General features: G+C 66.3%; 22 protein-coding genes. 14 read left to right on the forward strand and 8 right to left on the reverse strand.

Translation table 11 applies throughout. From position 1 onward, the window contains the following. Positions 1 to 191 precede the first annotated feature (191 nt). Positions 192 to 893 (forward strand): response regulator transcription factor CtrA, encoded by a 702-nt coding sequence (gene ctrA, locus ACYQR9_RS22135; protein ID WP_018042682.1) that lies wholly within the window; start codon positions 192 to 194, stop codon positions 891 to 893. 410 nt (positions 894 to 1,303) lie between these two features. Here the strand turns inward: ctrA and ACYQR9_RS22140 are convergent, their stop codons facing one another. The 6 genes from ACYQR9_RS22140 to chpT form a co-directional block, all read right to left on the reverse strand. Beyond that, positions 1,304 to 2,179 (reverse strand): CheR family methyltransferase, encoded by an 876-nt coding sequence (locus ACYQR9_RS22140; protein WP_461228058.1) that lies wholly within the window; start codon positions 2,177 to 2,179, stop codon positions 1,304 to 1,306. Then, the gene (locus ACYQR9_RS22145) at positions 2,176 to 3,345 is read right to left on the reverse strand and encodes a protein-glutamate methylesterase/protein-glutamine glutaminase (RefSeq protein ID WP_461222762.1); all 1,170 of its coding nucleotides are present in this window, start codon (positions 3,343 to 3,345) and stop codon (positions 2,176 to 2,178) included. Before ACYQR9_RS22145 ends, ACYQR9_RS22140 begins: the two co-directional genes overlap by 4 nt. 78 nt (positions 3,346 to 3,423) lie before the next feature. Further along, entirely contained in the window at positions 3,424 to 3,807 is a 384-nt protein-coding gene (locus ACYQR9_RS22150; protein WP_056425005.1) for a response regulator, read from the reverse strand. A gap of 23 nt (positions 3,808 to 3,830) precedes the next feature. After that, positions 3,831 to 4,319: a chemotaxis protein CheW gene (locus ACYQR9_RS22155; protein WP_056425002.1), complete on the reverse strand. Its 489-nt coding sequence runs from the start codon at positions 4,317 to 4,319 to the stop codon at positions 3,831 to 3,833. Between the two features lie 38 nt (positions 4,320 to 4,357). Continuing rightward, positions 4,358 to 7,072: a hybrid sensor histidine kinase/response regulator gene (locus tag ACYQR9_RS22160; RefSeq protein ID WP_461228059.1), complete on the reverse strand. Its 2,715-nt coding sequence runs from the start codon at positions 7,070 to 7,072 to the stop codon at positions 4,358 to 4,360. 145 nt (positions 7,073 to 7,217) lie between these two features. After that, positions 7,218 to 7,952: a histidine phosphotransferase ChpT gene (gene chpT / locus ACYQR9_RS22165; protein WP_461228060.1), complete on the reverse strand. Its 735-nt coding sequence runs from the start codon at positions 7,950 to 7,952 to the stop codon at positions 7,218 to 7,220. Between the two features lie 192 nt (positions 7,953 to 8,144). On the opposite strand from chpT, the gene ACYQR9_RS22170 reads away from it, so the two are divergent. Continuing rightward, positions 8,145 to 9,002 carry a 3'(2'),5'-bisphosphate nucleotidase CysQ family protein gene (locus tag ACYQR9_RS22170; protein ID WP_056424893.1) on the forward strand — a complete coding sequence of 286 codons (858 nt, stop codon included), beginning with the start codon at positions 8,145 to 8,147 and terminating at the stop codon, positions 9,000 to 9,002. A gap of 14 nt (positions 9,003 to 9,016) precedes the next feature. Here the strand turns inward: ACYQR9_RS22170 and ACYQR9_RS22175 are convergent, their stop codons facing one another. Further along, complete coding sequence (locus ACYQR9_RS22175) at positions 9,017 to 9,454, reverse strand: YHS domain-containing (seleno)protein (RefSeq protein WP_246747994.1); 438 nt, start codon at positions 9,452 to 9,454, stop codon at positions 9,017 to 9,019. Positions 9,455 to 9,627: 173 nt separating this feature from the next. Between ACYQR9_RS22175 and ACYQR9_RS22180 the strand changes: the two genes are divergently transcribed. The 12 genes from ACYQR9_RS22180 to ACYQR9_RS22235 all read left to right on the forward strand — a co-directional run bounded on the left by ACYQR9_RS22180 (position 9,628) and on the right by ACYQR9_RS22235 (position 21,154). Further along, positions 9,628 to 10,260: a DUF1134 domain-containing protein gene (locus tag ACYQR9_RS22180; protein ID WP_419952264.1), complete on the forward strand. Its 633-nt coding sequence runs from the start codon at positions 9,628 to 9,630 to the stop codon at positions 10,258 to 10,260. A gap of 240 nt (positions 10,261 to 10,500) precedes the next feature. Continuing rightward, positions 10,501 to 11,247, forward strand: a complete 747-nt coding sequence (locus ACYQR9_RS22185) for a hypothetical protein (protein ID WP_461228061.1) — start codon at positions 10,501 to 10,503, stop codon at positions 11,245 to 11,247. 159 nt (positions 11,248 to 11,406) lie between these two features. Next, positions 11,407 to 11,679: a hypothetical protein gene (locus ACYQR9_RS22190; protein ID WP_056424884.1), complete on the forward strand. Its 273-nt coding sequence runs from the start codon at positions 11,407 to 11,409 to the stop codon at positions 11,677 to 11,679. 152 nt (positions 11,680 to 11,831) lie between these two features. Next, complete coding sequence (locus ACYQR9_RS22195) at positions 11,832 to 12,140, forward strand: hypothetical protein (RefSeq protein WP_461228062.1); 309 nt, start codon at positions 11,832 to 11,834, stop codon at positions 12,138 to 12,140. Positions 12,141 to 12,236: 96 nt separating this feature from the next. Then, positions 12,237 to 13,511, forward strand: coding sequence for a diaminopimelate decarboxylase (gene lysA / locus ACYQR9_RS22200; RefSeq protein ID WP_461228063.1), 1,275 nt, complete (start codon positions 12,237 to 12,239; stop codon positions 13,509 to 13,511). A 219-nt stretch (positions 13,512 to 13,730) separates the two neighbouring features. Next, positions 13,731 to 16,355 (forward strand): TIGR02302 family protein, encoded by a 2,625-nt coding sequence (locus ACYQR9_RS22205; protein ID WP_461228064.1) that lies wholly within the window; start codon positions 13,731 to 13,733, stop codon positions 16,353 to 16,355. Positions 16,356 to 16,454: 99 nt separating this feature from the next. After that, the gene (locus ACYQR9_RS22210; protein WP_056424872.1) at positions 16,455 to 16,640 is read left to right on the forward strand and encodes a twin transmembrane helix small protein; all 186 of its coding nucleotides are present in this window, start codon (positions 16,455 to 16,457) and stop codon (positions 16,638 to 16,640) included. A 145-nt stretch (positions 16,641 to 16,785) separates the two neighbouring features. After that, a complete protein-coding gene (locus ACYQR9_RS22215) occupies positions 16,786 to 17,403 on the forward strand; it encodes an acyloxyacyl hydrolase (protein ID WP_056424869.1) in 618 nt (205 codons plus the stop codon). A 32-nt stretch (positions 17,404 to 17,435) separates the two neighbouring features. Beyond that, a complete protein-coding gene (locus ACYQR9_RS22220) occupies positions 17,436 to 18,008 on the forward strand; it encodes a cob(I)yrinic acid a,c-diamide adenosyltransferase (protein ID WP_207412615.1) in 573 nt (190 codons plus the stop codon). Between the two features lie 220 nt (positions 18,009 to 18,228). After that, positions 18,229 to 18,978 (forward strand): electron transfer flavoprotein subunit beta/FixA family protein, encoded by a 750-nt coding sequence (locus ACYQR9_RS22225; protein ID WP_056258098.1) that lies wholly within the window; start codon positions 18,229 to 18,231, stop codon positions 18,976 to 18,978. A gap of 134 nt (positions 18,979 to 19,112) precedes the next feature. Beyond that, positions 19,113 to 20,063, forward strand: a complete 951-nt coding sequence (locus ACYQR9_RS22230) for an electron transfer flavoprotein subunit alpha/FixB family protein (RefSeq protein ID WP_461228065.1) — start codon at positions 19,113 to 19,115, stop codon at positions 20,061 to 20,063. A gap of 209 nt (positions 20,064 to 20,272) precedes the next feature. Then, on the forward strand, positions 20,273 to 21,154 hold the full coding sequence (locus tag ACYQR9_RS22235; RefSeq protein ID WP_207412617.1) for a 3-hydroxybutyryl-CoA dehydrogenase: 882 nt from the start codon (positions 20,273 to 20,275) through the stop codon (positions 21,152 to 21,154). Between the two features lie 196 nt (positions 21,155 to 21,350). Here ACYQR9_RS22235 and ACYQR9_RS22240 read toward each other — a convergent pair whose 3' ends face one another. Continuing rightward, a complete protein-coding gene (locus tag ACYQR9_RS22240; RefSeq protein ID WP_056424851.1) occupies positions 21,351 to 21,653 on the reverse strand; it encodes a flagellar basal body-associated FliL family protein in 303 nt (100 codons plus the stop codon). Positions 21,654 to 21,657: the final 4 nt, after the last annotated feature.

Raw genomic sequence — 21,657 nt, forward strand, 5'->3', positions numbered from 1 at the left:
GCCGATCGGTCGCAGCATCATTTTCGGAAACGTTCAATTCTGTGCTTGCCACCGAGAATCAGGTTTTGTTAACGATTAACCATTAGCGTTTCACGTCTATGACGAGGGAGCGTCCGCCACGGGCCGGTGGTGGACGAATGGCGGGGGCTTGCCCGAACGCTGAATACGGCCGGCTGGGCTGGGGACCGACGATGCGGGTACTTCTGATCGAAGACGACAGCGCGACCGCGCAGAGCATCGAACTGATGCTCAAGTCGGAGAGCTTCAACACCTACACGACGGATCTCGGCGAGGAAGGTATCGACCTCGGCAAGCTCTACGACTACGACATCATCCTTCTCGACCTGAACCTCCCCGACATGTCGGGTTACGAGGTGCTGCGCAATCTGCGTGTGGCGAAGGTCAAGACGCCGATCCTGATCCTCTCCGGCATGGCCGGCATCGAGGACAAGGTGAAGGGCCTCGGCTTCGGAGCCGACGATTACCTCACCAAGCCCTTTCACAAGGACGAACTGGTCGCCCGCATCCATGCGATCGTCCGCCGCTCGAAGGGCCATGCCCAGTCGGTCATCACCACCGGCGACCTGATCGTGAATCTCGATCAGAAGACCGTCGAGGTCACCGGCAGCCGGGTCCATCTCACCGGCAAGGAGTACCAGATGCTGGAGCTCCTCTCGCTGCGGAAGGGCACGACCCTCACGAAAGAGATGTTCCTCAACCATCTCTACGGCGGCATGGACGAGCCCGAGCTCAAGATCATCGACGTCTTCATCTGCAAGCTGCGCAAGAAGCTCGCGAACGCCTCTTCCGGCAAGAACTACATCGAGACCGTCTGGGGACGCGGCTACGTCCTGCGCGAGCCGAACGAAGGCGAAGAGCGGATCGCCGTCTGATCCCCCTCGCTTCGGAACTTGGAAAAAAAGGCCTCGCGTGAGCGGGGCTTTTTTGTTGCGGCGAAGGTTCTGCGAATCGGGACGCGGGCGATACGAGAGACGGCTATCGGTTGCGTTTCGACGAACTCGGGCTCGATGCGGAGGGCGCCCCCTCCCCTGTTCGTATCGTCCCGGCGAGGCCGAAGGAGACGTGGCGCCTTCCCTTCCGTCGGGGACTGAAGGCGGCGCTCCTGACAAGCCGCAAGCCGTCGCGGGCTTCCGCGATCTCGGCTTGGGATCTCGTGTTGGGCCTGGCGGATGCGGGGCATCACCCGACGCATGCGATCGATCCAGGCGCCTGCCGGTCAGGCTTTCGGAAGACGGCGTCCTCGATCGATGCGCCTTCGCTGCCCAGGCCGGCAGGCCGTGAACTACAACCCCACGACCTTGCGCAGCATCGGCTGAGGCTGAGTGGCCAAGCCCGGCCGTGCGGCGCTTGGCGCCTGGCCATAGAGCCCGCGATGCTGCGGGTGAGGCACGAGCCGGTCGGTGAGCCCGATCACGGTTTCGGCCGCGCCGAGAAGGACGACGCCGTCCGGGGTCAGGCTGGAGCTGAGACGTCCCAAAACGTCGCCCTTCGTCGGCGCGTCGAAATAGATCAGCACGTTGCGGCAATAGATGATGTCGAACGCCCCGAGCGATTCGAATGGGTGCAGCAGGTTCAACGGGCGGTAATCCACCATCTGGCGCAGGCTCGCGGAGATGCGCCACTGATCGCCCACCTGCTCGAAATGCTTGAGCAGGGATTGTACCGGCAGGCCGCGCTGCACCTCGAAATGGCTGTAGAGGCCGGCCTTGGCCTTATCCAGCACCTCGGTCGAGAGGTCGGTGGCGACGATATCCACCTGCCAGCCGGCAAGGCGCGGTGCCGCGTCCTGGATCAGCATGGCCAGGGAATACGGCTCCTGGCCCGTGGACGCCGCCGCGCACCAGATCCGCAGGCGGCGCTGGCTCGCGCGCCGAACCAGGGCTTCCGGCAACAGCACGTCTCGGAACAGATCGAAGGGCACGCGGTCCCGGAAGAAGAAGGTCTCGTTGGTGGTCATCGCCTCGACCACCGCGCGTTCCAGGCTCGGGTCACGCGGGGACTTCAGCGCGTTGACCAGATCGTGGAGGGTCGCGAGGGTGAAGCGCCGGCAGACGGGCGTGAGCCGGCTCTCGATGAGGTAGCGCTTCTCGGCACTGAGAGCGAGGCCCGACCGCGTCTTCAGGTAGCCGCGCAGGAAGTCGAATTCGAGATCGGTCATGCGCCATGCCCCGTCAGGAGGTTGCGGAGTGCCGGGCCGATCTCGCCGAGCGGTAGGACTGCCTGGGCGAGGCCGGCCTTGGCGACGCTGCCCGGCATGCCCCAGACGGTGCTGGTCGCCTCGTCCTGGGCGAGCACGGCCGCCCCCGCCTCCGTCAGCGAGCGAGAGCCGTTGGTCCCGTCGGACCCCATTCCGGTGAGGATCACCGCGAGGGCCGCCGAGCCGTAGAGGGCTGCGGCGTCGTGGAACAGCACGTCCACCGCCGGGCGGCAGAAATTCACCACCGGCCCATCGTCGAGGCGGATGGAGAGGTCGTTCCGGCTGCCCTGCAGGCCCATATGGCGGCCGCCCGGGGCGACGTAGATTCGGCCCGGCACGATACGCTCGTCGGGCTTGCCCTCCGCCGCCGGAATACCGGTCCTGGCACCGAGATGCTCGGCGAAGACCGCCGTGAAGACCGGTGGCATGTGCTGGACGATCAGGACCGGAAACTGCCGCAGGGTCGCGGTACCGATCTTTTCCAGCACCTCGCCGACGGCGCGCGGGCCGCCCGTGGACGAGCCGATGAGCAGGCAACGCGGCGGGATTCCCGTTCGGGTTTTCGGGCGCAGGACGAAGGGCGTCGCCGGCCGTTGGGCCGGTGCCGGGGCACTCTGGACCGCTCCGACAGGGGCTGGCGCGGCATGGGGCCGCCGCCGGGCGCGGGCCGCTCCGAACACGCGGACCCGCTCGATCAATTCGGCGCGGAACGTATCCGAGGTGGTGACGCCGCGATTGCTTTCCGGCTTGGCGAGGTAATCGACGGCGCCGAGGGCGAGGCATCGCAGGGAGATGTCGGCGTTGCGCGTCGTCAGCGTCGACATCATCACGACCTGGACGCCAGGACTCTTGGCGAGAATCAGAGGCAGGGCCTGCGTCCCGTCGAGCTCCGGCATGTCGATGTCGAGAAGCACCACGTCGGGATCGGTGCGCGACATGGATTCCAGCGCGATCCGGCCGTTCGAGGCCGTCGCCACCACCTCGAACCCGGCTTCGCCGATCCACCGGGCCACGAGGCCGCGAACCACGGCGGAATCATCGGCGATCATGACCCGCACGCGAGCGGCGTTGCTCGCGGCGCCCCCGGTATGCGGAGCGAAGGCGGGGGCGGAGGCGGCAGCGGCCATGGAACTCTACGCTTCGTCGGGACGACGGGAAAACCTCAGCGACGATGGGGCGGGACTGGAACCCCCCCTGTCTCCGGGTCAGGCGGCGTCGGCCTGCTGGCCGAATCCAACCTGTTCGAGCTTGGCCGTGACGATGTCGCGGTCGAACGGCTTCATGATGTACTCGTCGGCGCCGGCATGCAGCGCCCGTGCGATGGCACCGACGTCGTTCTCGGTGGTGCAGAACAGAACCTTCGGCGCCAGGCCTCCGGGTGTCTGGCGCAAAACCCGGAGGAACTCGTAGCCGTCCATGGTCGGCATGTTCCAGTCGAGCAGGATCACGTCGGGCATCGCTTCGACGCAGGCCGTCAGGGCCTTGGCGCCGTCCTCGGCCTCCCCGACCTTGAAGTTCATGGACTCGAGGATACGCCGCGCGACTTTCCGGATGACGGCGGAATCATCGACGATGAGGCAGTTCTTCATGGGGCTGTCCTCGATCTGGATGGTCAAGCGGCACCGGCGACGTCGAGTTTCGTTCCGAAGGCGAGCAGCGCGTCGACATCGAGGATGACGAGAAGTCTTCCATCGAGCCGGTGCACTCCGAGGGAGAGATTGCGCCAGCGGGAATCGAGGTTGATCGGCACCGGCTCATGCGTCTCCGCTCCGAGCTTCAGCACTTCGCCGACACCATCGACCACGAGGGCGAAGGTTTCGCCACCCTGTTCGAGGCCGATCGCCATCTTCTGGCTGTCGTCGGCGCGGTCGGCGAGACCGAGACGGCGGCGCAGGCACAGGGCCGTGACTACGCGTCCGCGCAGGTTGAGGAGGCCGACGATCTCCATCGGCGCCAGCGGGACGGGCGTCACGCCGGCGGGAATGAAGACGTCGTGGACCCGGTCGATCGCGAGGCCGAACATCGTGTCGGCGACGAAGACCGTGATGAAGTCGGTGGTGGCGCCGGAATCGACGCCTTTGTTGCTGTTGGCGGCCTGCATCATGGCTCAGATTCTCCGATTCTGTTCGAAGGCCGTGTTCAGGCGGCTTTGGGAAGGCTGACGATGTCGATTTCGCTGAGGGCCGAGATCAGCCCGCTGCGGTCGAACTTCGCCACCAGATCGAGGATCGAAAGCGACCGGGCACGCTCGATGGCATCGACGCCCACCGTGCCGGAGAGGCCGATGACCGGGAGCTGCGAGACCCGCTCGTCGCCCTTCCGCATGGCGGCGACCAGGTCGAAGCCGTTGCGGCCCGGCATTTCCAGGTCGCACACCACCACGTCGATCCGGCTGTTGTTCACCAGGGTGGTGAGAGCGGCTTCCGCGCTTCCGGCGGTGATCACGTTGTAGCCGGCGGCCTTGAGGACCGGGCTCAGCATGTCGCGGAAGAAGGCGGAATCGTCGACCAGGAGCAGCGTCGCGCTGCGCTTCTCCGGCTTGTGCGCGCCCCGCGCCCAGTCGTCATAGGCGAGCGGCAGGAAGTGGGCGATGTTGATGATCTCCGTGGCGCGGCCGCGCAGGACCGCCGAGCCGATGAGGTCCGAACGCTCGGCCGCGATCTCCACGTCGAGGCGCTCCTCGACGATGTCGATGATCTCGTCCACGACCAGGCCCATGGCCCGTTCGCCGTCCGAGAACACCACCAGCGCCTGCGTGCCTTCGCTTCTGATCTCGATCGACTGATCGGCCGGGACCAGCGGCATGAGCCGGCCGCGGTACTGGATGAGCGGGCGTCCGCCGACCCACTCGATCTTGCTCGCCTCGATTTCCTCGAGCCGTGTCACGAGCGAGAGCGGCACCGCCTTGAAGCTGCCTCCGCCGCCCTTGAACACGAGCAGCGTCGCCTTTGCGTCCGCGGCATCGGTCTCCTCCGGCTCGGCATCCACCGGGATGACGCCGGTTTGCGTGCCCTGGCTGACCTGGCGGGCGATGCCGTTCGGATCGACGATCAGGACCACGGCACCGTCACCGAGAATGGTGTTGCCGGCGAAGAGCGGCAGATGGCGCAGCTTCGACGACATCGGCTTCACGACGATTTCTTCCGTGTGGAAGACCTCGTCCACGAGGATGCCGAAACGCTGGCGGCCGACCTGGGCGACGACGACGAAGCCGGAATCGATGCTGTCGGCGTTCTCCTGCTGCCCGAGCACCCCGGTCAGGGTGACGATCGGGAGAAGGCGCTCGCGCAGGCGCAGCACCGGCGATCCGTTGATGCGCTCGACCTTCTGGGCCGTGGCCTTGTCGACGCGCACGAGTTCGAGCACCGCCACCTGCGGCACGGCGTAGCGAAGGTCGCCGGCCTTGACGATGAGGGCGGCGATGATCGCCAGCGTGAGCGGGATCTTGATGGTGAAGGTGGTGCCGCGGCCGAGTTGCGTGTTGATGTCGATGACGCCGCCGATCAGCTCGATATTGGTCTTCACCACATCCATGCCGACGCCGCGGCCGGACACCGAGGTGACCGCCTTCGCCGTCGAGAAGCCGGGATGGAAGATGAACTTCGCCACCTGGGCGTCGGTCATTTTGTCGATCTCGGACTGGCTCGCGACGTTGCGCTCCACGGCCTTGCGGCGGATGGCGGCGAGATCGAGGCCCTTGCCGTCATCGGCGATCTCGATCGTGATCGTGCCACCTTCGTGATAGGCGGCGAGGCGGATCGTGCCGCGGGCCGGCTTGCCGGCCGCTTTCCGGTCGGCGGTGGATTCGATGCCGTGGTCGGCCGAATTGCGCACCATGTGGGTGAGCGGGTCCTTGATGACCTCGAGCACCTGACGGTCGAGCTCGGTCTCGGCGCCGCTCATGATGAGCTCGATCTGCTTGCCGAGTTCCGACGACAGGTCGCGAACCACGCGCGGCAGCTTCTGCCAGGCATTGCCGATCGGCTGCATGCGCGTCTTCATGACGCCTTCCTGCAGCTCGGCCGTCACATGGCTGAGGCGCTGCAGGGGAACCTTGTAGGTGGAATCGTCGTGGCGACGGGCGATCTCGAGGAGCTGGTTGCGGGTCAGCACCAGCTCGGACACCATCGTCATGAGGTGTTCGAGCGTGTCCACGTTGACGCGGATGCTCTGGACCTTCGAGGCTCCGCCCTCGGATTCCCCGGAGGGAGCGTCCGACCCGTTCTTCCGGTTGGCGCCCTTCGAGGACGAATCCTCGGCCAGCGACGCAGGTTCGAACTCGGGAGCGGTGAATTCGGGCTGATTCGGTTCGGCCATGGCGATGGGTGCCGGCTCCAGGGGGAGCGGCTCCGACAGGTCGGGACCTTCGGCTTCGAGGAAGGCGCGCTCCAGATCGTCGAGGGAGACTTCGCCGGGCTTGAGCTCACGCACGACGGGGTCGGGGAGCTTTGTCTCGACCACGGCGGCCGGTGCCACGAACGGGGCGGCCGACATGGCGTCGAGGGCATTGATCAGGTCGTCGTCGTTTCCGGCCGGCTCGGTGCCGGCGATCTCGAGATCGCCGAGGATCTGCTTGAGCCGGTCCAGCGTCACCAGGATCAGGCTGACGGCGGGGCTGCTCACCGGCATTCCGTCGCGGAACTGGCCCATCAGCGTCTCGGCTGCATGCGCCAGCGCTTCGAGGCGCGGAAGGCCGAGGAAGCCGCACGTGCCCTTGATCGTGTGGACGAGGCGGAAAATGTTCCGCAGGATCGTCTGGTTGTTGGGGTCTTGCTCGAAGCGGACGAGTTCGGCGTCCACCGTGTCGAGATGCTCTGCGCTCTCGGTCAGAAACTCACGCAGCAAGTCATCCATTAGAGGCACTCGGTCCAGACGCGCACTAGGTTTGTGCGAAGTCCACCTTGAGGCCGACAGGTTAGTGAAGAGTTTCGAGAGAGAGACAAATCCACAAGTCGCGGCAGGATTTGATTGAGGCCTGCCGCGACAGTCGGACCCGTGATCAGGCGAGCGAGGTTTCGGGGGGCTCGCTGTCGGAGGGGCGGGTATCCTCGACCGGGGCAGCGGCGGGGGGCGAGGCCGGCGCGACGGCGTCTGCCACGGGCTCCGCGCTGATCGTCACTTCGTCGCCTTCGATCCCGAAGCGCACGTTCATCGCGGCGACACGGGCGACGAGGCCCGCATAGAACGGCAGGATGCTGTGCGCGTCCACCGCGCCGTTCTCCGGCGTTCCCGCGATCAGATCCTCCACATGCGCCGGGATGCGGGCATGCGACCCCTTCGACCTGATGACGATGGAGGGAGCCTCGCCGTCGCCGCTCACGACGACGTTGATGCGGCCGCCGCGCGGGATCGTGGTGGTGGCGATCATCACGAGGTTGAGCAGGAGCTTGACCTTGTTCTTCGGATAGAGCGCCTGCGGCGCGCTCCAGGTCAGCTGGGTCTTCTCGTCGCCGAACATCCCGCGTGAGACCTTCTCGGCATCGGCGAGGTCGATCGAGGCGCCCGCCGATCCGGCGGCGCCGAAGGCGATGCGGGCGAATTGCAGCCGCGCCGAGGCCTGTTTCGCGCTCTTGCTGATGAGTTCGAGGGCGAATTCCCGCATCGAGGTGTCGCTCTCGTCCTCCAGGACTTCGAGCCCGTTCACGATGGCGCCGACGGGGCTGATCACATCGTGGCAGACGCGCGAGCACAGCAGCGCGGAGAGATCGAGGGAATCGAGATCGACGGGGGTCATCGTGCTCTCCGCACAGGGCAATGAATGGGCCGCCGATGCGGCCGGTCCGTCGGCTCCGAGAGATGAAACCGGCTGGGTGCGGCACCGATAGACGGCACAGCATGCTTTGAAAAGCGACGCGACGAGTGCGTAGGACGCTTTGAAGCCGACTCTAGAGTCGACAAGACGCGGCTCGCAAGGCAAGACTTTCCCATGCCCCTCGATCCGCGGATGCGCGACAGCATCGCGACGACATTGACCGACATCGCCTGCGAAGCGGGCGACATCCTCCGACGACATCATGGTGGCGATTGCGCACACGTGATCAAGCCGGACGGGACCCCTTCGAGCGTCGCCGATATCGCCTCCGAAAAGCTGATCATCGAAGCGCTGAAGCAGCGTTATCCAACGATCCCGATCGTTTCCGAGGAGTCCACCCACGACCTGCCGCCGGCCGACCTGTTCTTTCTGGTCGATCCATTGGACGGCACGCGCGATTTTCTCGCGGGAAACCCGGATTACAGCGTCAATATCTGCCTGATCGAAGGAAACAGGCCGGTGGCCTCGGCCGTGGCCGGTCCGGGTATCGGCCGCGTCTGGGGGGCCGGCGTCACCGCCTTCGAGGCGGTGATCCATCGCGGGCGACCGACGGGTCGGAATGCAATCCGGGTCCGGAAAGTACCGGAGGACGGGCTCGTCGCCCTGGTCAGCCGCCGCCACGGCGACACAGAGACGGAGGCCTGTCTCGCCGGCCTTCCCATCGGTCAGAGGCGGGGCGTGGCCTCGGCCCTGAAATTTTGCCTCATCGCCTCGGGCGAGGCCGATATCTATGTCCGCTGCGGCCCGACCATGGAGTGGGACACGGCCGCCGGGGATCATGTGCTGACCACGGCCGGCGGCAGGGTCGTCGTGCCCTCCGGGCGCGAGATCACCTATGGCCATTACCGCATCTTCTACCGCAACGGCCCTTTCGCGGCCCTTGGGGATCCGAGCTATACCAGCCGTCTCGGACTGCCCGATCGCGGGCCCAACCTGAATACGATCCGGGAAGGGCACACCGCGCGGCCCTGACCGGGGCGCCCGTGTCAGCGGGTCACGCCGTCCTCCGTGAGCGACTTCAGGCTCGGCCACGTCTCTTCCGCCACCCCGATGATGGCGGGAGACGCCACGACCTTCGCGCGATGTTCCGGGTTGCGGAACAGGTAGAGCGCATCCCCCGTCGGACCGGGCAGGATCGCGAAGACCAGCGGGTCCGTATCGACGATCCGGCCATCGACGATCCCGATCGGATCGTAGCCGCCGAGACGCGGTGCGTAGACCGACGGCGCATCCCGGAACGCCGCGAGATTGCTCGCCTTCGAAAAGCGCCAGGTCCGGTTCTTCCAGACCCATTCGTAGGTCGCTTTGCCGGCGACCGGCTGGCCTTCGGGGTCGAGGAAGTAGCTCACCGCGTCGAAACCGTTGAGGGCGATCAGCCCCTGCCCCGCCGAGGCGCTTCGAGGTGCGGCGAGGCACGACGCCAACGCGACCGCTCCGAAGTTACGCCGCGTTAACCCTATCATGCGGTACTTCATGCTCGACTCGGCGCGACGCAAGCTCGTCTCTCCGCTCGTCCCGGACCGGATAAACCCATTCGCCAGAATGTGGGTGATCGGGACGGATGTCGAACCATTGATGGGCGAACATGGAGCTCCGGATGACAGATCCTTCGAATCCCCTCTCCGCATCCGCCGAGCCCTCGCCGCTCATCACCCGTCGGCGCGTTCTGAGCCTCGGCGTGGCAGCCGCCGCGCTGTCGATCGCCGCGTCCGTCGCCCCGGCTCTGGCCTTCGACGAGCCGCCCCCCGGCCGTTTCCGTCCGGCCGAGATCGTGGATAACGGGCATAAGTTCTTCGGCTCCATGTCGCGCGGCCTCGCCCTCACCGTCGAGGAAGCGACCCGCCGTTGGGGCGAGCCCAACGGCTACATCCTCGGGCAGGAAGCCTCCGGCGCCATCGTCGGCGGCGTCCGCTACGGCGAAGGCACACTCTATACCCGCAATGCCGGGCAGCGCCGGATCTACTGGCAGGGACCGTCCATCGGGTTCGACGTCGGCGGCGACGGTGACCGCACGATGATGCTCCTCTACAACATGCCCTCGGTCTCCGGCCTCTACCGGCGCTTTGCCGGGGTCGACGGCTCGGCCTATTTCATCGGCGGGTTCGGGATGACCGCCGTCACGAATGACGGAATGGTGGTGGTGCCGATCCGGACCGGTGTCGGCGCGCGCCTCGGGATCAATGTCGGCTACCTCAAGTTCACGTCGAAGCCGACTTGGAACCCGTTCTGATCCGGTTCGCCCGGCTCGGTCGGCGTTGGGTTGTCTCAAGCCGTTCAAAGGATTGGTCTCGCACGGGGGAAATGGTTTAAAGACGTTCATGCTGAGGTCTGTCGGCTCGCGCATCTGGCCTATGCAAGCCCGCGGCGGCGTGCCAACGCGAGCCTGCTTAGACCGTTGAAATCTCGCAGGTTTCAAGGCGCAGAACCGGTGACCACTTTTGCGAAACCTGCTTAGGAAGAGCATGCCCGCGTGATCGAAACCGTGATGATCTTCGCGCTCGGCTTCCTTGCGGCGAGCCTCTGCGCCCTCATGGTCCTGCCGGCCGTGAACGCCCGGGCGATCCGTCTCTCCAAGCGTCGGCTCGAAGGGCTCGTCCCCCTCTCCGCCTCCGAGATCGCCGCCGAAAAGGATTTCCTGCGCGCGCGTTTCGCCGTCACCCAGCGTCGTCTCGAACGAAAGGTGGAGGCCGCACGCGCGAGCCGCCATTCGGATATGGCTGCCATCGGAGCGCGGACCCTCGAGATCGCCGCCCTGGCTCGAAATGTGGAGGAGCGGGATGCCACCCTCGCATCCACGAGAGCGACCCTCGACGGCGTCGAACGCGACCTCGCCACCGCTCGCGCGGAAGGAACCCTCAGCCTCGCCACGCTCGAAGTCCTGGAGAACGCCCATCGCGATCTCATCGACGATCTCCATGCGCTACGCAGCCCAGTAGCATCGTCGGAGACCGTGGAAGGAGACACCGCCAGCGACGGACCCGCGCCGGATCTCCAAGCCCGCTACGTAGCGCTTCTGGAGGAATGCGAAGCGCTGCGAGCGGCAAAGGTGCCGCAGGCCAACGTGCAGCAAGACCAGGAGATCGCCGTTCTTCGCCAGCGTATCGTCGAGGTGGCGGATTCGCTGCTGAGGCAGAACCGGCTTCCGTCCGTCGATGTTTTCCCCATGCCCGGTGCGCAGGCCGACCCTGTTCCGTTGAAACAGGCCGAACGGGTGTGAACAGCCGCCGAAGCCTTACAGGCTTGTTGCAGGTCATGGAAGCTGTGGCGTAGAAGCCGCGTTGTTCATGGGATGACCACCGGCGTGCCTTGTTTCGACCATGCATAGGCATCATCGGGTTCGTCACATCTCCACTGTCTGAGACGGATCTCGTTCCCTATGGCATTCAAGTCGACTTCGCTTGCCCTCGCTCTCGCCACCATGGCCGTGTTCTCGTCGGCGGCGGCTTTCGCTCAAGCCGCTCCCCAGACGAAGCGGGGCAACGAGACGTTGAAGAAGTATTGCACCGGCGATTACCTCACCTATTGCGGGAACCTCTCTCCCGATGATCCGGCGGTGGACAAGTGCTTCCAGACCAACTGGACCAAGCTGTCCGAGAATTGCCGCCGCGCGATCGACGCCTACGAGAAGACGGGCGGCAAGAAAGGCTGACCAGCCCGGCTGACCAGCCCGGCTGACACGTAGGTTTGATCCCCTTCCCTGAGGCCTCCGGGCCTCAGGCTGCACAAAGCGTGGCCGTTGCGCTCGCATCGGCGAGCGGCAGCGGCTATGATGCCGCCGCCTGAGGTGCCGGACCCGCGTTGATGTTGTTTCGTTCCCGACTGACGTTGCTCTTCGCTGTGGGCTGCGTGGCCCTCGCCGGTTCCGGCTGCGGCCGGCGCGGTGCCCTGCAGGCCCCCGATACGCGAGCACCGGTGCAATCCTCAGGGATCGGCCTCGGAGCGTCGCCGGTGGCGGATGCGACCGCGGTGGCCGATGGCGACGACCTCGACCCCACGGCGATTTCCGGTACGCCCCAGGCGATCTTCGAGGCTCCCGTACAGACCTCGAGGGGCGTCAAGCGCGGCTATACCGTCCCCAAACAGCCATTCATCCTCGATCCGCTCCTCTAGATTGACGCGGGCCTGACGCCCGTCCCGACGGGGCTATGTCGGGCGTGCCGTCTTCTGTCAGGTTCGCGTTTCGGGATTCGCGTCCCAAGGCCCGCCATGCACCATTTCCAGTATCGTGACGGCCGGCTGGCCGCTGAGGATGTCGACCTGACCGGCCTCGCGGCCGAAGTCGGCACGCCGTTCTATTGCTACTCCACGGCGACGCTCGATCGGCATTACCGCGTCTTCGCCGAAGCCTTCGCGGGAGACGACGCCCTCGTCTGCTATGCGATGAAGGCGAATTCCAATCAGGCGGTGCTCACCACCCTGGCCCGTCTCGGGGCGGGGATGGACATCGTCTCCGAGGGAGAGTTGCGGCGGGCGCTTGCCGCTGGCGTCGATCCGCAGCGGATCGTGTTCTCCGGCGTGGGCAAGACCCGCGAGGAGATGGCGGCGGCCCTGCATGCCGGCATCTACTGCTTCAACGTGGAGAGCGAGCCCGAGCTCGAAACCCTGTCCGAGGTGGCCTCTTCTCTCGGGGCGACCGCTCCGGTCTCCGTCCGGGTCAACCCGGACGTGGATGCCGGGACCCATGCCAAGATCTCCACCGGAAAATCCGAGAACAAGTTCGGCATCCCCATCGGACGCGCGGCGGACGTCTATGCCCGCGCGGCGTCCCTGCCGGGGATCGCCGTGTCCGGCGTCGACATGCATATCGGCAGTCAGATCACCGATCTCGCACCCTTCGCCCATGCGGCCGGGCTCCTGGCCGAATTGGCGCGCAGCCTGATGGCGCAGGGTCACCCCCTGCATCACATCGATTTCGGCGGCGGTCTCGGCGTTCCCTATCGCGAGGACAACGCCCCTCCCCCGGAGCCCGCCGCCCTGGCGGATATCCTGCGCCCGCATTTCCGGCCCCTCGGCCTGCGCCCGGTCTTCGAGATCGGCCGCATGATCGCCGGCAATGCCGGCATCCTGGTCACCCGCGTCCTCTACGTGAAGCGCACGGAGGGCCGGACCTTCGTCATCGTCGACGCGGCGATGAACGATCTGATCCGCCCGACGCTCTACGAGGCCTACCACGCCCTTCGCCCGGTCATCGAGCCCGGTGCCGACACTCCCCGCCTCGTCGCCGACGTGGTCGGGCCGGTCTGTGAGAGCGGCGACTATATCGCGCTGGCCCGGGATATCCCCGATGTCGCACCGGGCGACCTCGTCGCCGTGATGACCGCGGGCGCCTACGGGGCTGTCCAGGCCGGAACCTACAATACGCGCCGCCTCGTGCCAGAGGTTCTGGTGAGTGGCGACCGCGCCGCCATCGTCCGGCCGCGTCAGAGCTACGACGACCTCATCGGCCTCGACCGCGTGCCCGACTGGCTGCGGTCGGACTAAGCAGGTTTAGTAAAAGTGGTCACCGGTTTTGCGTTCCGAAACCTGCGACACTTCAAAGGCCTAAGCGAGGTGAAGCGTTGGCTCGCCAATGCGGACCTGCTTGGCCGCGCACCCGCGATGCGGGTGGGCCGATTTGACCCGATCGCCGCGCGCCGCCACCATGCTAGGCTGACATGGCGGGATGCCTGGAGCATTCCCCGCCTCGGGAGCCCAAACAGAATGGACGAGGCCGACGCGACGACCTCCAAAGCGACCCAGATGACGGCGCCGAAGACGCCGGCAGCCCGAAGCCGGCTCGATCGGCTCGTGTCGCAATCGCAGGCCGCCGGATTGTGGGAACGTGCCTGGCCGCTCGTCTGGCGGGCGCTTGCCGTGGTCCTGGCTTTCCTCGCGGCCTCGTGGCTCGGGCTCTGGCTCGATCTGTCGCCGTTCTGGCGTATCGCCGGCCTCGCCGCCTTCGCCCTCGCCTTTCTCGCCGCTCTGGTGCCGCTGGTCCGCCTATCCCGCCCGAGCCGCCGCGAGGCACTGGCCCGCCTCGACCGTGACGCCGCCGACGGCGCTTCGTCCCACAATCCGGCCTCGGCCATCGAGGATACCCTCGCCGTCGGAACGACGGACCCGGCGACGCAGGCGCTTTGGGCGCTGCATCAGCGCCGCGCAGCCGAGGCCGTCTCCCGCTTGAGCGTCGGCCTGCCCCGTCCGGGCATGCCGCGCCGCGACCCCTTCGCCCTTCGCGCCGGCTTCGTCGTGGCGGCGTTGGCCAGCCTGTTCGTCGCAGGCCCGGAATGGCGCCAGCGCATCGGGAGTGCGTTCGACTGGCACGAGGCCGCCGGCCCGGGACCGAACTTTCGCGTCGATGGCTGGATCGATCCGCCGCTCTATACGAGGCTTCCGCCCCTCGTCGTCACGATGAGCGGGACCGAGCAGCGCCTGCGCGCACCGGTCAACTCCACGCTGATCGTCCGGATCGCCGGCCAGGGCGATGTCGTGCTGACGCCGAATGCGGGTTTCAAGCCTCTCCCCGGCAAGGAAGCGCGTCCCGACCTTCGTGAGGACCGTTTCCAGCTCGTCGGCGGCACCGCCGATCTCATCATCGCCGCGGGCTCGGCGCCCAAGCAGCATCTCATCGTCGAGACCATCCCGGACCTCGCCCCGGAAGTCCGGCGCGTCGGCGCCCTGGAGGTGAATGCGCGCGGCACCTTCAATCTGAGCTACCGCGCCAAGGACGATTACGGCATCGCTTCGGCCGACGGGATCGTCGAACCCCTGACGGGCGGTCGCTCCCTGGTGCCCCTTCCGAAGATGCCCCTCGCTTTGCCCTCGGACGCGAGCGGCGAGACCGATACGAAGACCCTTGTGGACCTCACCGACAATCCCTGGTCGGGCGCGCGGGTCCGGCTGACCATCGTGGTGAAGGACGAGGCCGGTCAGGAGGGGCGGACCGAGACGGCGGAGATCACGCTGCCGGCCCGGCCGTTCCGCGAGCCCCTGGCGCGCGCCCTGGCCGAGGAGCGCCGGCGCCTCGTCACCGCTCCCGACGAAAGCCGGCGCCGGGTGCAGACCGCCCTCGATGCACTCATGATCGCGCCGGACCAGTTCACGCCGCAGCCCTCGATCTTCCTCGGGTTGCGCACCGCGTCCCGCCGGCTCAAGGCGGCACGGACCGACGAAAACCTGATCGAGGTGGCCGACCTGCTGTGGGAGATGGCGCTCAAGATCGAGGATGGCGACCTCTCCGATGCGGAGAAGAGCCTGCGCGCTGCCCAGGACAGGCTGAAGGACGCCATCGACCGGAACGCGCCGGACGAGGAAATCAAGAAGCTGACGGAGGACCTGAAACAGGCCCTCGACAAGTTCATGAAGCAGATGGCCGAGCGCCAGCAGAAGCAGCCTCAGCAGCAGGGCGAGAAGGGCAAGTCGCAGCAGAACGCCAAGACCGTCACCCCGGACGATCTGAACAAGATGCTGAAGGACATGGAAGAGGCGATGAAGCGCGGCGACACCGCCGAGGCGCAACGCCTGCTCGAACAGCTGCGCAGCATCCTCGAGAACCTCCAGACCGCCGAGCCGGGAGCCAAATCCGACCCGAATGGCCGTGAGATGAGCAAGCAGGCCGAGGAACTCGACAAGATGTCCCGCGAGCAGCAGGCGCTCCGCGACGAGACCTTCAAGGACGGCCAGAACAAGCGCGGCCAGCAGCCCGGGCAGAAGCAGGGCCAGAAGCCCCAGCGCGGCCAGCAGGGGCAGCAGCAGAATGGCGACCAGGGCCAGCAGGGCGGAGAGCAGGGCCAGCAAGGGCAACAGGGTCAGAAAGGCCAGAAGGGCGAGCAGGGCCAGGGTGGCGCTGGCGAACGCCAGCAGGCTTTGCGCCAGCGTCTCGAAGATCTGCAGAAGCGGATGAAGGAGCTCGGGATGCAGGGCGAGGAAGGCCTTGCCGACGCCGAAGAGGCGATGCGCGACGCCGAAGGCGCCCTCGGCGAGGGCAAGGAAGGCGATGCCGTCGACGCTCAGGGCCGCGCCCTCGATGGGCTCAAGCGCGGCGCGGACGGCATGCAGAAGCAGATGGAGGAGATGGCCCAGGGCGAGGGTGAAGGCGAGGGCGAGCAGGAGGGCGGCGAGAACCCGAGCCAGCAGGGGCAGGCCGGCAATCGTGACGACGATCCGCTCGGCCGTCCGACCAAGGGCCGCGACCTCTCCGACGGCCGTGGCAAGGTTCCGACCGCCGACGAATCCGCGGTCCAGCGTACGCGCCGGATCATGGAGGAGCTGCGGCGCAAGCTCGGCGATCCGAGTCGGCCCAGGGAAGAGCTCGACTATTTCGAGCGCCTGCTCCGGCGAAACTGAAGGTCGCACCCGTTCCGCGGGTGCGATCCCCTGCCCTATGGGCTAGGGGATCGGCAGAGCCATATGGGCTCCATCCCCCCGTTCCGAGCGCGAGCCTCCATGTCATCCAACACCCTGGTCCTCGTCGCCTGCCTCGCCGTGGCCGTCGTGCTGTTTCTCGGTCTCATCAACATGATGCGTGGGGGCAGCGCCAACCTGTCTCAGCGGCTGATGCGCCTCCGCGTACTGCTCCAGTTCTTGGCGATCATTTTCATCATGGGCGTCGTCTGGTGGCGCTCCGCCTGAGCAATCATCACATCTCGGTGAGTGTGGCGGCTGGGTCTCACCTCTCGTCTAAGACGATATCGGGACGGGATTACTGATCGTCCGGGCTGACACCAGCGTATTCCTGCGTGGTAGGAAGGTCGGGTTCACTTTGGATCCGTCATCGATGCAAGCCATCTGCTCTCGCCTGGTCGCCGGCATTCTCGCCCTGCCCGTCGTGTGTTCCGCCCAGGCCGCCGATCTCGGATCGCCGCCTCCCGCTGCGGCCTACGTCACGCCTGTCCAGCCGCTGAGCATCGTGTCCGAAGTGCGCATCGGCGGGGCCGTGCAGGATCCCGGCAGCGCCGAGAAGAACACCAACGCCATCAACGGCGAGATCCTGTTCTCCAAGCCGGTCGTGAGCCTCGATCCGTTCTGGCAGGCCTTCGTGCCGCGCCCGACCGTGGGCGGCAGCTACAATTTCGATGGTCGCACCAGCTTCGCCTATATCGGCGCGACCTGGACGGTGGACCTCTTCCCGCAGACCCTGAACAACCGGGTCTTCCTCGAAGGCTTCTTCGGCGCGGGCGCGCATAACGGTTATACCGGCCTGAAGGCCAACGCACCGGCGGGCTTCAACGCCCTCGGCTGCAACCCGCTCTTCCGCGAAGCGGCGGCGCTCGGCTATCGTCTGACCGAGCATTGGAGCATCATGGCCACCGTCGAGCACATGTCGAATGCCGGCCTGTGCCACGAGAATCGCGGCCTGACGAATTTCGGCGGCAAGATCGGCTACACGTTCTGAGCCCGACGCCCGGATCTGAGATCGGATAACCCTTGGTCACCCTGAACCGCATCTACACGCGCACCGGCGACAAGGGCTCCACGGCGCTCGCCAATGGCGAACGTCGCTCCAAGGCGGATCTGCGGGTCGAGGCCTACGGGACGGTCGATGAGACCAATGCGTGTATCGGCCTCGTCCGTCTCCACGCCGATATCGTCCTCGACGCGATGCTCGGCCGTATCCAGAACGACCTGTTCGACCTCGGGGCCGATCTCGCGACCCCGGAAAGCGACGAGCCGCCGGCCTACGAGCCCCTGCGTATCGTCGCCAGCCAGGTGAAGCGGATCGAGGCGGATATCGACGTGCTCAATGCCGAGCTGTCGCCGCTGAAATCCTTCGTATTGCCCGGCGGTTCCGCGGCCTCAGCCGCGCTCCATCTCGCCCGTACGATCTGCCGCCGGGCCGAACGCCTGACGGTGGCCCTCGCCGCCGTGGAGGGCGAGCGCGTTTCGCCCGAGGCGCTGCAATACCTCAACCGCCTGTCGGACTTCCTTTTCGTGGCGAGCCGCACGGCCAATGCCAATGGAGCCGACGACGTGCTCTGGGTTCCAGGCAAGAACCGCTGAAGCGGGAAATCTGGTAGACCGCATACAAGCGAGCGTGAATTACGGATCGCATGTGTTCGACGCGGGGCTAGACTGTCGCACGCGTTGACAAGTCTGAAATCCCCCCGTTACGGTCCGCCGCTTCATTCCAAGAGGGTGCCCGGACCTTCGACCGCGTCGAAGGCCCCTCGCGCGCTGCGCCGGCCCTTGCCAAGAAAATCATTGGAGGATTGTGACCGCCATGAAGGTTCTGGTGCCCGTCAAGCGGGTCGTCGACTACAACGTCAAGATCCGCGTCAAGGCCGACGGTTCGGGCGTTGAACTCGCCAACGTCAAGATGTCGATGAACCCGTTCGACGAGATCGCCGTCGAAGAGGCGATCCGTCTGAAGGAGAAGGGCAAGGCGACCGAAATCGTCGCCGTGTCCATCGGTCCGCAGCAGGCGCAGGAGACCTTGCGCACGGCTCTGGCCATGGGTGCCGACCGGGCGATCCTGGTGAAGACCGACGGGCTCGTGGAGCCGCTGGCGGTGGCCAAGATCCTGAAGGCCGTCGTGGAGAAGGAGGCCCCCGGCCTCGTCATCCTCGGCAAGCAGGCCATCGACGACGATTCCAACCAGACCGGGCAGATGCTCGCCGCGCTGCTCGATTGGCCGCAGGGCACTTTCGCGTTCAAGCTCGAATTCGGCGAGGGTTCGATCGACGTCACCCGTGAGGTCGATGGCGGCCTGCAGACCGTCACCCTCGCCCTGCCGGCGATCGTGACCACGGATCTGCGCCTGAACGAGCCGCGCTACGCGTCGCTGCCCAACATCATGAAGGCGAAGAAGAAGCCCCTCGAGGAGCTGAGCCCCGATGCGCTCGGCGTCGACGTGACGCCGCGGGTCAAGGTGCTGAAGACCGTCGAGCCGGCCGGACGCAAGGCGGGCATCAAGGTCGGTTCCGCGGCCGAACTGGTCCAGAAGCTGAAGGGCGAAGCCTCGGTCATCTGAGCTTCAGGCTCCGTCCGCGCTCCGACCGTCGCAGGATGGCCGGCGCCGGCCCACAATCCTTATCCTCGGCCGCAGTCCGGCGCGACGCCGCGACGGATGCCAGGCCGCACCGCATATGAGGTTCGACGCATAGCATGGCCATTCTCCTCCTCATCGAGCACGATAACGGCGCCGTGCGCGACGCCAGCCTGAAGGCGCTCTCCGCCGCCAACGAAATCGGCGGACCGATCCACGCCCTGGTCGCCGGTGCGGCGAGCCGCCCGGCAGCCGATGCCGCCGCCGCCCTCGACGGTGTCGAGAAGGTGCTGCTGGCCGAGGATGCCGCCTACGACCACGCCCTGGCCGAACCGACGGCGGCGCTGATCGTCTCGCTCGCGGCCGATTACGACGTGATCATCGCCGCCGCCTCCACCACCGGAAAGAACGTGCTGCCGCGCGTGGCCGCCCTTCTCGACGTGGCGCAGATCTCCGACATCATGAGCGTGATCTCGCCCGATACGTTCGACCGGCCGATCTATGCCGGCAACGCGATCCAGACCGTCCAGGCCGCCGAGGGCAAGAAGGTCATCACGGTCCGCATGGCGGCGTTCAAGGCCGCTGCTGCCGGGGGATCGACCGCTCCGGTGGAGCCCGTCTCGGTGAGCGCGCCCGCTTCGTCCAAATCCACCTTCAAGGGCGAAGAGATCGCCCAGTCCGACCGGCCCGAACTGGCCGCCGCCAAGATCATCGTCTCGGGTGGCCGCTCGCTCGGCTCCTCGGACAAGTTCAAGGAGCTCATCGAGCCGCTGGCCGACGCCCTCGGCGCGGCCGTGGGTGCCTCGCGCGCCGCCGTCGATGCGGGCTACGCTCCGAACGACTGGCAGGTCGGCCAGACCGGCAAGGTCGTGGCGCCGGACCTCTACGTGGCGGTGGGCATCTCCGGCGCGATCCAGCATCTGGCCGGCATGAAGGATTCGAAGGTCATCGTCGCCATCAACAAGGACGAGGATGCGCCGATCTTCCAGGTGGCGGATTACGGCCTCGTCGGCGACCTGTTCCAGATCGTCCCCGAGCTTCAGGCCGAGATCGCCAAAGCCAAAGGTTGATCCGGACCGGATCAGAACGATGGAACTCCGCCGCAGCCATCCGCGGCGGAGTTCTTTTCCCATTTAAGCGCTTGCCCGGGCTGCACCTCAGCGAGAAAATGATCTAGGAATTTTGTGCGCCGCATTTCAATTGCGGCGCCAACGCCTCGATCGCTAGGCGGGCGTTCTGCGGCCGAACCGGCCGCGCCTCAGGGGTGCGAGTTCAAGCGATGGCCATCGAGATCAAGACCGTCGGAATCATCGGCGCCGGCCAGATGGGAAGCGGCATCGCCCATGTCTGCGCCATGGCGGGACTGGACGTGCGGCTGAACGACCGCGACACCGCCCGGATCCATAGCGGGCTCGCGACGATCGACGGCAATCTGGCGCGACAGGTCTCCAAGGGTACGATCACCGACGAGCAGAGGCGCAGCGGCGTCGCCCGTATTCAGGCCGCCGAGAGCTATGACGACCTCGCCCCCTGCGATCTCGTCATCGAGGCGGCGACGGAGGACGAGGCGACCAAGCGCCAGATCTTCACCGCCCTGTGCCCCTCGCTGAACCCCGACGCCATCGTGGCGACGAACACGTCGTCGATCTCGATCACCCGCCTCGCCGCCGCGACCGACCGGCCGGAGCGGTTCATCGGCATCCATTTCATGAATCCGGTTCCCGTCATGCAGCTCGTGGAGCTGATCCGGGGCATCGCGACGGCGGACCCGACCTACGTTTCGGCCAAGGCCTTCATCGCCAAGCTCGGCAAGACCTCCACCATGTCGGAGGATTTCCCGGCCTTCATCGTCAACCGCATCCTGCTGCCGATGATCAACGAGGCGATCTATACGCTCTACGAGGGCGTCGGCTCGGTGGAGGCCATCGACACCGCGATGAAGCTCGGTGCCAACCATCCGATGGGACCGCTGCAGCTGGCCGATTTCATCGGCCTCGATACCTGCCTTTCGGTGATGCAGGTGCTCTACGAAGGGCTGGCGGATTCGAAGTACCGCCCCTGCCCGCTTCTGGTGAAATATGTCGAGGCCGGCTGGCTCGGCCGGAAGACGAAGCGCGGCTTCTACGATTATCGTGGCGAAGTTCCGGTTCCGACCCGCTGAGAACTGGCGGAGCGTGAAGGCTTAGATCCCGAGTGGTGATCGTAGCTCTTCATGCAAAGACCTCTAGCGAGAGATCTCACCAGACCAACAGTGCGTCTCAATAAAAAACGCTACGGCTTCGAAGCGGATAGGTCCGCCGCAATGCCGTAGCGCGCTGTCGTCATTGCCGGTCGCTGGGACCGACATGATGTCTGGATTATTTCTGGCCGCCATTGGCCGAAGGTTGGGCCGGCGCCGGGTAGGCTGGGTTGCCAGCGGGAACGTTGCCGGTATTCGCCGACGAGGTTCCGTTTCCGGACCCGTTCACGGAGCCGGTGACCTGACCACGGGAGGCGTCCTGGCTCTGCGAGGCGTAGTCTTTCGGAGAGTTCGCACCCTGCCAGGTCATCAGACCGGTGATGGCGATGGCGAGGAGGACGAGGCTGCCGATCAGGACGTAGAGGACTGGCTTGCCCTTCTTGCCCTGACGCGCGTCCTGGCCGTCGAGTCGTTCTGCCATGGGA

Source organism: Methylobacterium sp. CM6241, from assembly GCF_054817845.1.

Excerpts from the sequence above, each read along its gene's own strand:
- ctrA (WP_018042682.1), top strand. The coding sequence starts at position 192 with ATGCGGGTACTTCTGATCGAAGACGACAGCGCGACCGCGCAGAGCATC.
- ACYQR9_RS22140 (WP_461228058.1), bottom strand. The coding sequence starts at position 2,179 with ATGACCGATCTCGAATTCGACTTCCTGCGCGGCTACCTGAAGACGCGG.
- ACYQR9_RS22145 (WP_461222762.1), bottom strand. The coding sequence starts at position 3,345 with ATGGCCGCTGCCGCCTCCGCCCCCGCCTTCGCTCCGCATACCGGGGGC.
- ACYQR9_RS22150 (WP_056425005.1), bottom strand. The coding sequence starts at position 3,807 with ATGAAGAACTGCCTCATCGTCGATGATTCCGCCGTCATCCGGAAAGTC.
- ACYQR9_RS22155 (WP_056425002.1), bottom strand. The coding sequence starts at position 4,319 with ATGCAGGCCGCCAACAGCAACAAAGGCGTCGATTCCGGCGCCACCACC.
- ACYQR9_RS22160 (WP_461228059.1), bottom strand. The coding sequence starts at position 7,072 with ATGGATGACTTGCTGCGTGAGTTTCTGACCGAGAGCGCAGAGCATCTC.
- chpT (WP_461228060.1), bottom strand. The coding sequence starts at position 7,952 with ATGACCCCCGTCGATCTCGATTCCCTCGATCTCTCCGCGCTGCTGTGC.
- ACYQR9_RS22170 (WP_056424893.1), top strand. The coding sequence starts at position 8,145 with ATGCCCCTCGATCCGCGGATGCGCGACAGCATCGCGACGACATTGACC.
- ACYQR9_RS22180 (WP_419952264.1), top strand. The coding sequence starts at position 9,628 with ATGACAGATCCTTCGAATCCCCTCTCCGCATCCGCCGAGCCCTCGCCG.
- ACYQR9_RS22190 (WP_056424884.1), top strand. The coding sequence starts at position 11,407 with ATGGCATTCAAGTCGACTTCGCTTGCCCTCGCTCTCGCCACCATGGCC.
- ACYQR9_RS22195 (WP_461228062.1), top strand. The coding sequence starts at position 11,832 with ATGTTGTTTCGTTCCCGACTGACGTTGCTCTTCGCTGTGGGCTGCGTG.
- lysA (WP_461228063.1), top strand. The coding sequence starts at position 12,237 with ATGCACCATTTCCAGTATCGTGACGGCCGGCTGGCCGCTGAGGATGTC.
- ACYQR9_RS22205 (WP_461228064.1), top strand. The coding sequence starts at position 13,731 with ATGGACGAGGCCGACGCGACGACCTCCAAAGCGACCCAGATGACGGCG.
- ACYQR9_RS22210 (WP_056424872.1), top strand. The coding sequence starts at position 16,455 with ATGTCATCCAACACCCTGGTCCTCGTCGCCTGCCTCGCCGTGGCCGTC.
- ACYQR9_RS22215 (WP_056424869.1), top strand. The coding sequence starts at position 16,786 with ATGCAAGCCATCTGCTCTCGCCTGGTCGCCGGCATTCTCGCCCTGCCC.
- ACYQR9_RS22225 (WP_056258098.1), top strand. The coding sequence starts at position 18,229 with ATGAAGGTTCTGGTGCCCGTCAAGCGGGTCGTCGACTACAACGTCAAG.
- ACYQR9_RS22230 (WP_461228065.1), top strand. The coding sequence starts at position 19,113 with ATGGCCATTCTCCTCCTCATCGAGCACGATAACGGCGCCGTGCGCGAC.
- ACYQR9_RS22235 (WP_207412617.1), top strand. The coding sequence starts at position 20,273 with ATGGCCATCGAGATCAAGACCGTCGGAATCATCGGCGCCGGCCAGATG.
- ACYQR9_RS22240 (WP_056424851.1), bottom strand. The coding sequence starts at position 21,653 with ATGGCAGAACGACTCGACGGCCAGGACGCGCGTCAGGGCAAGAAGGGC.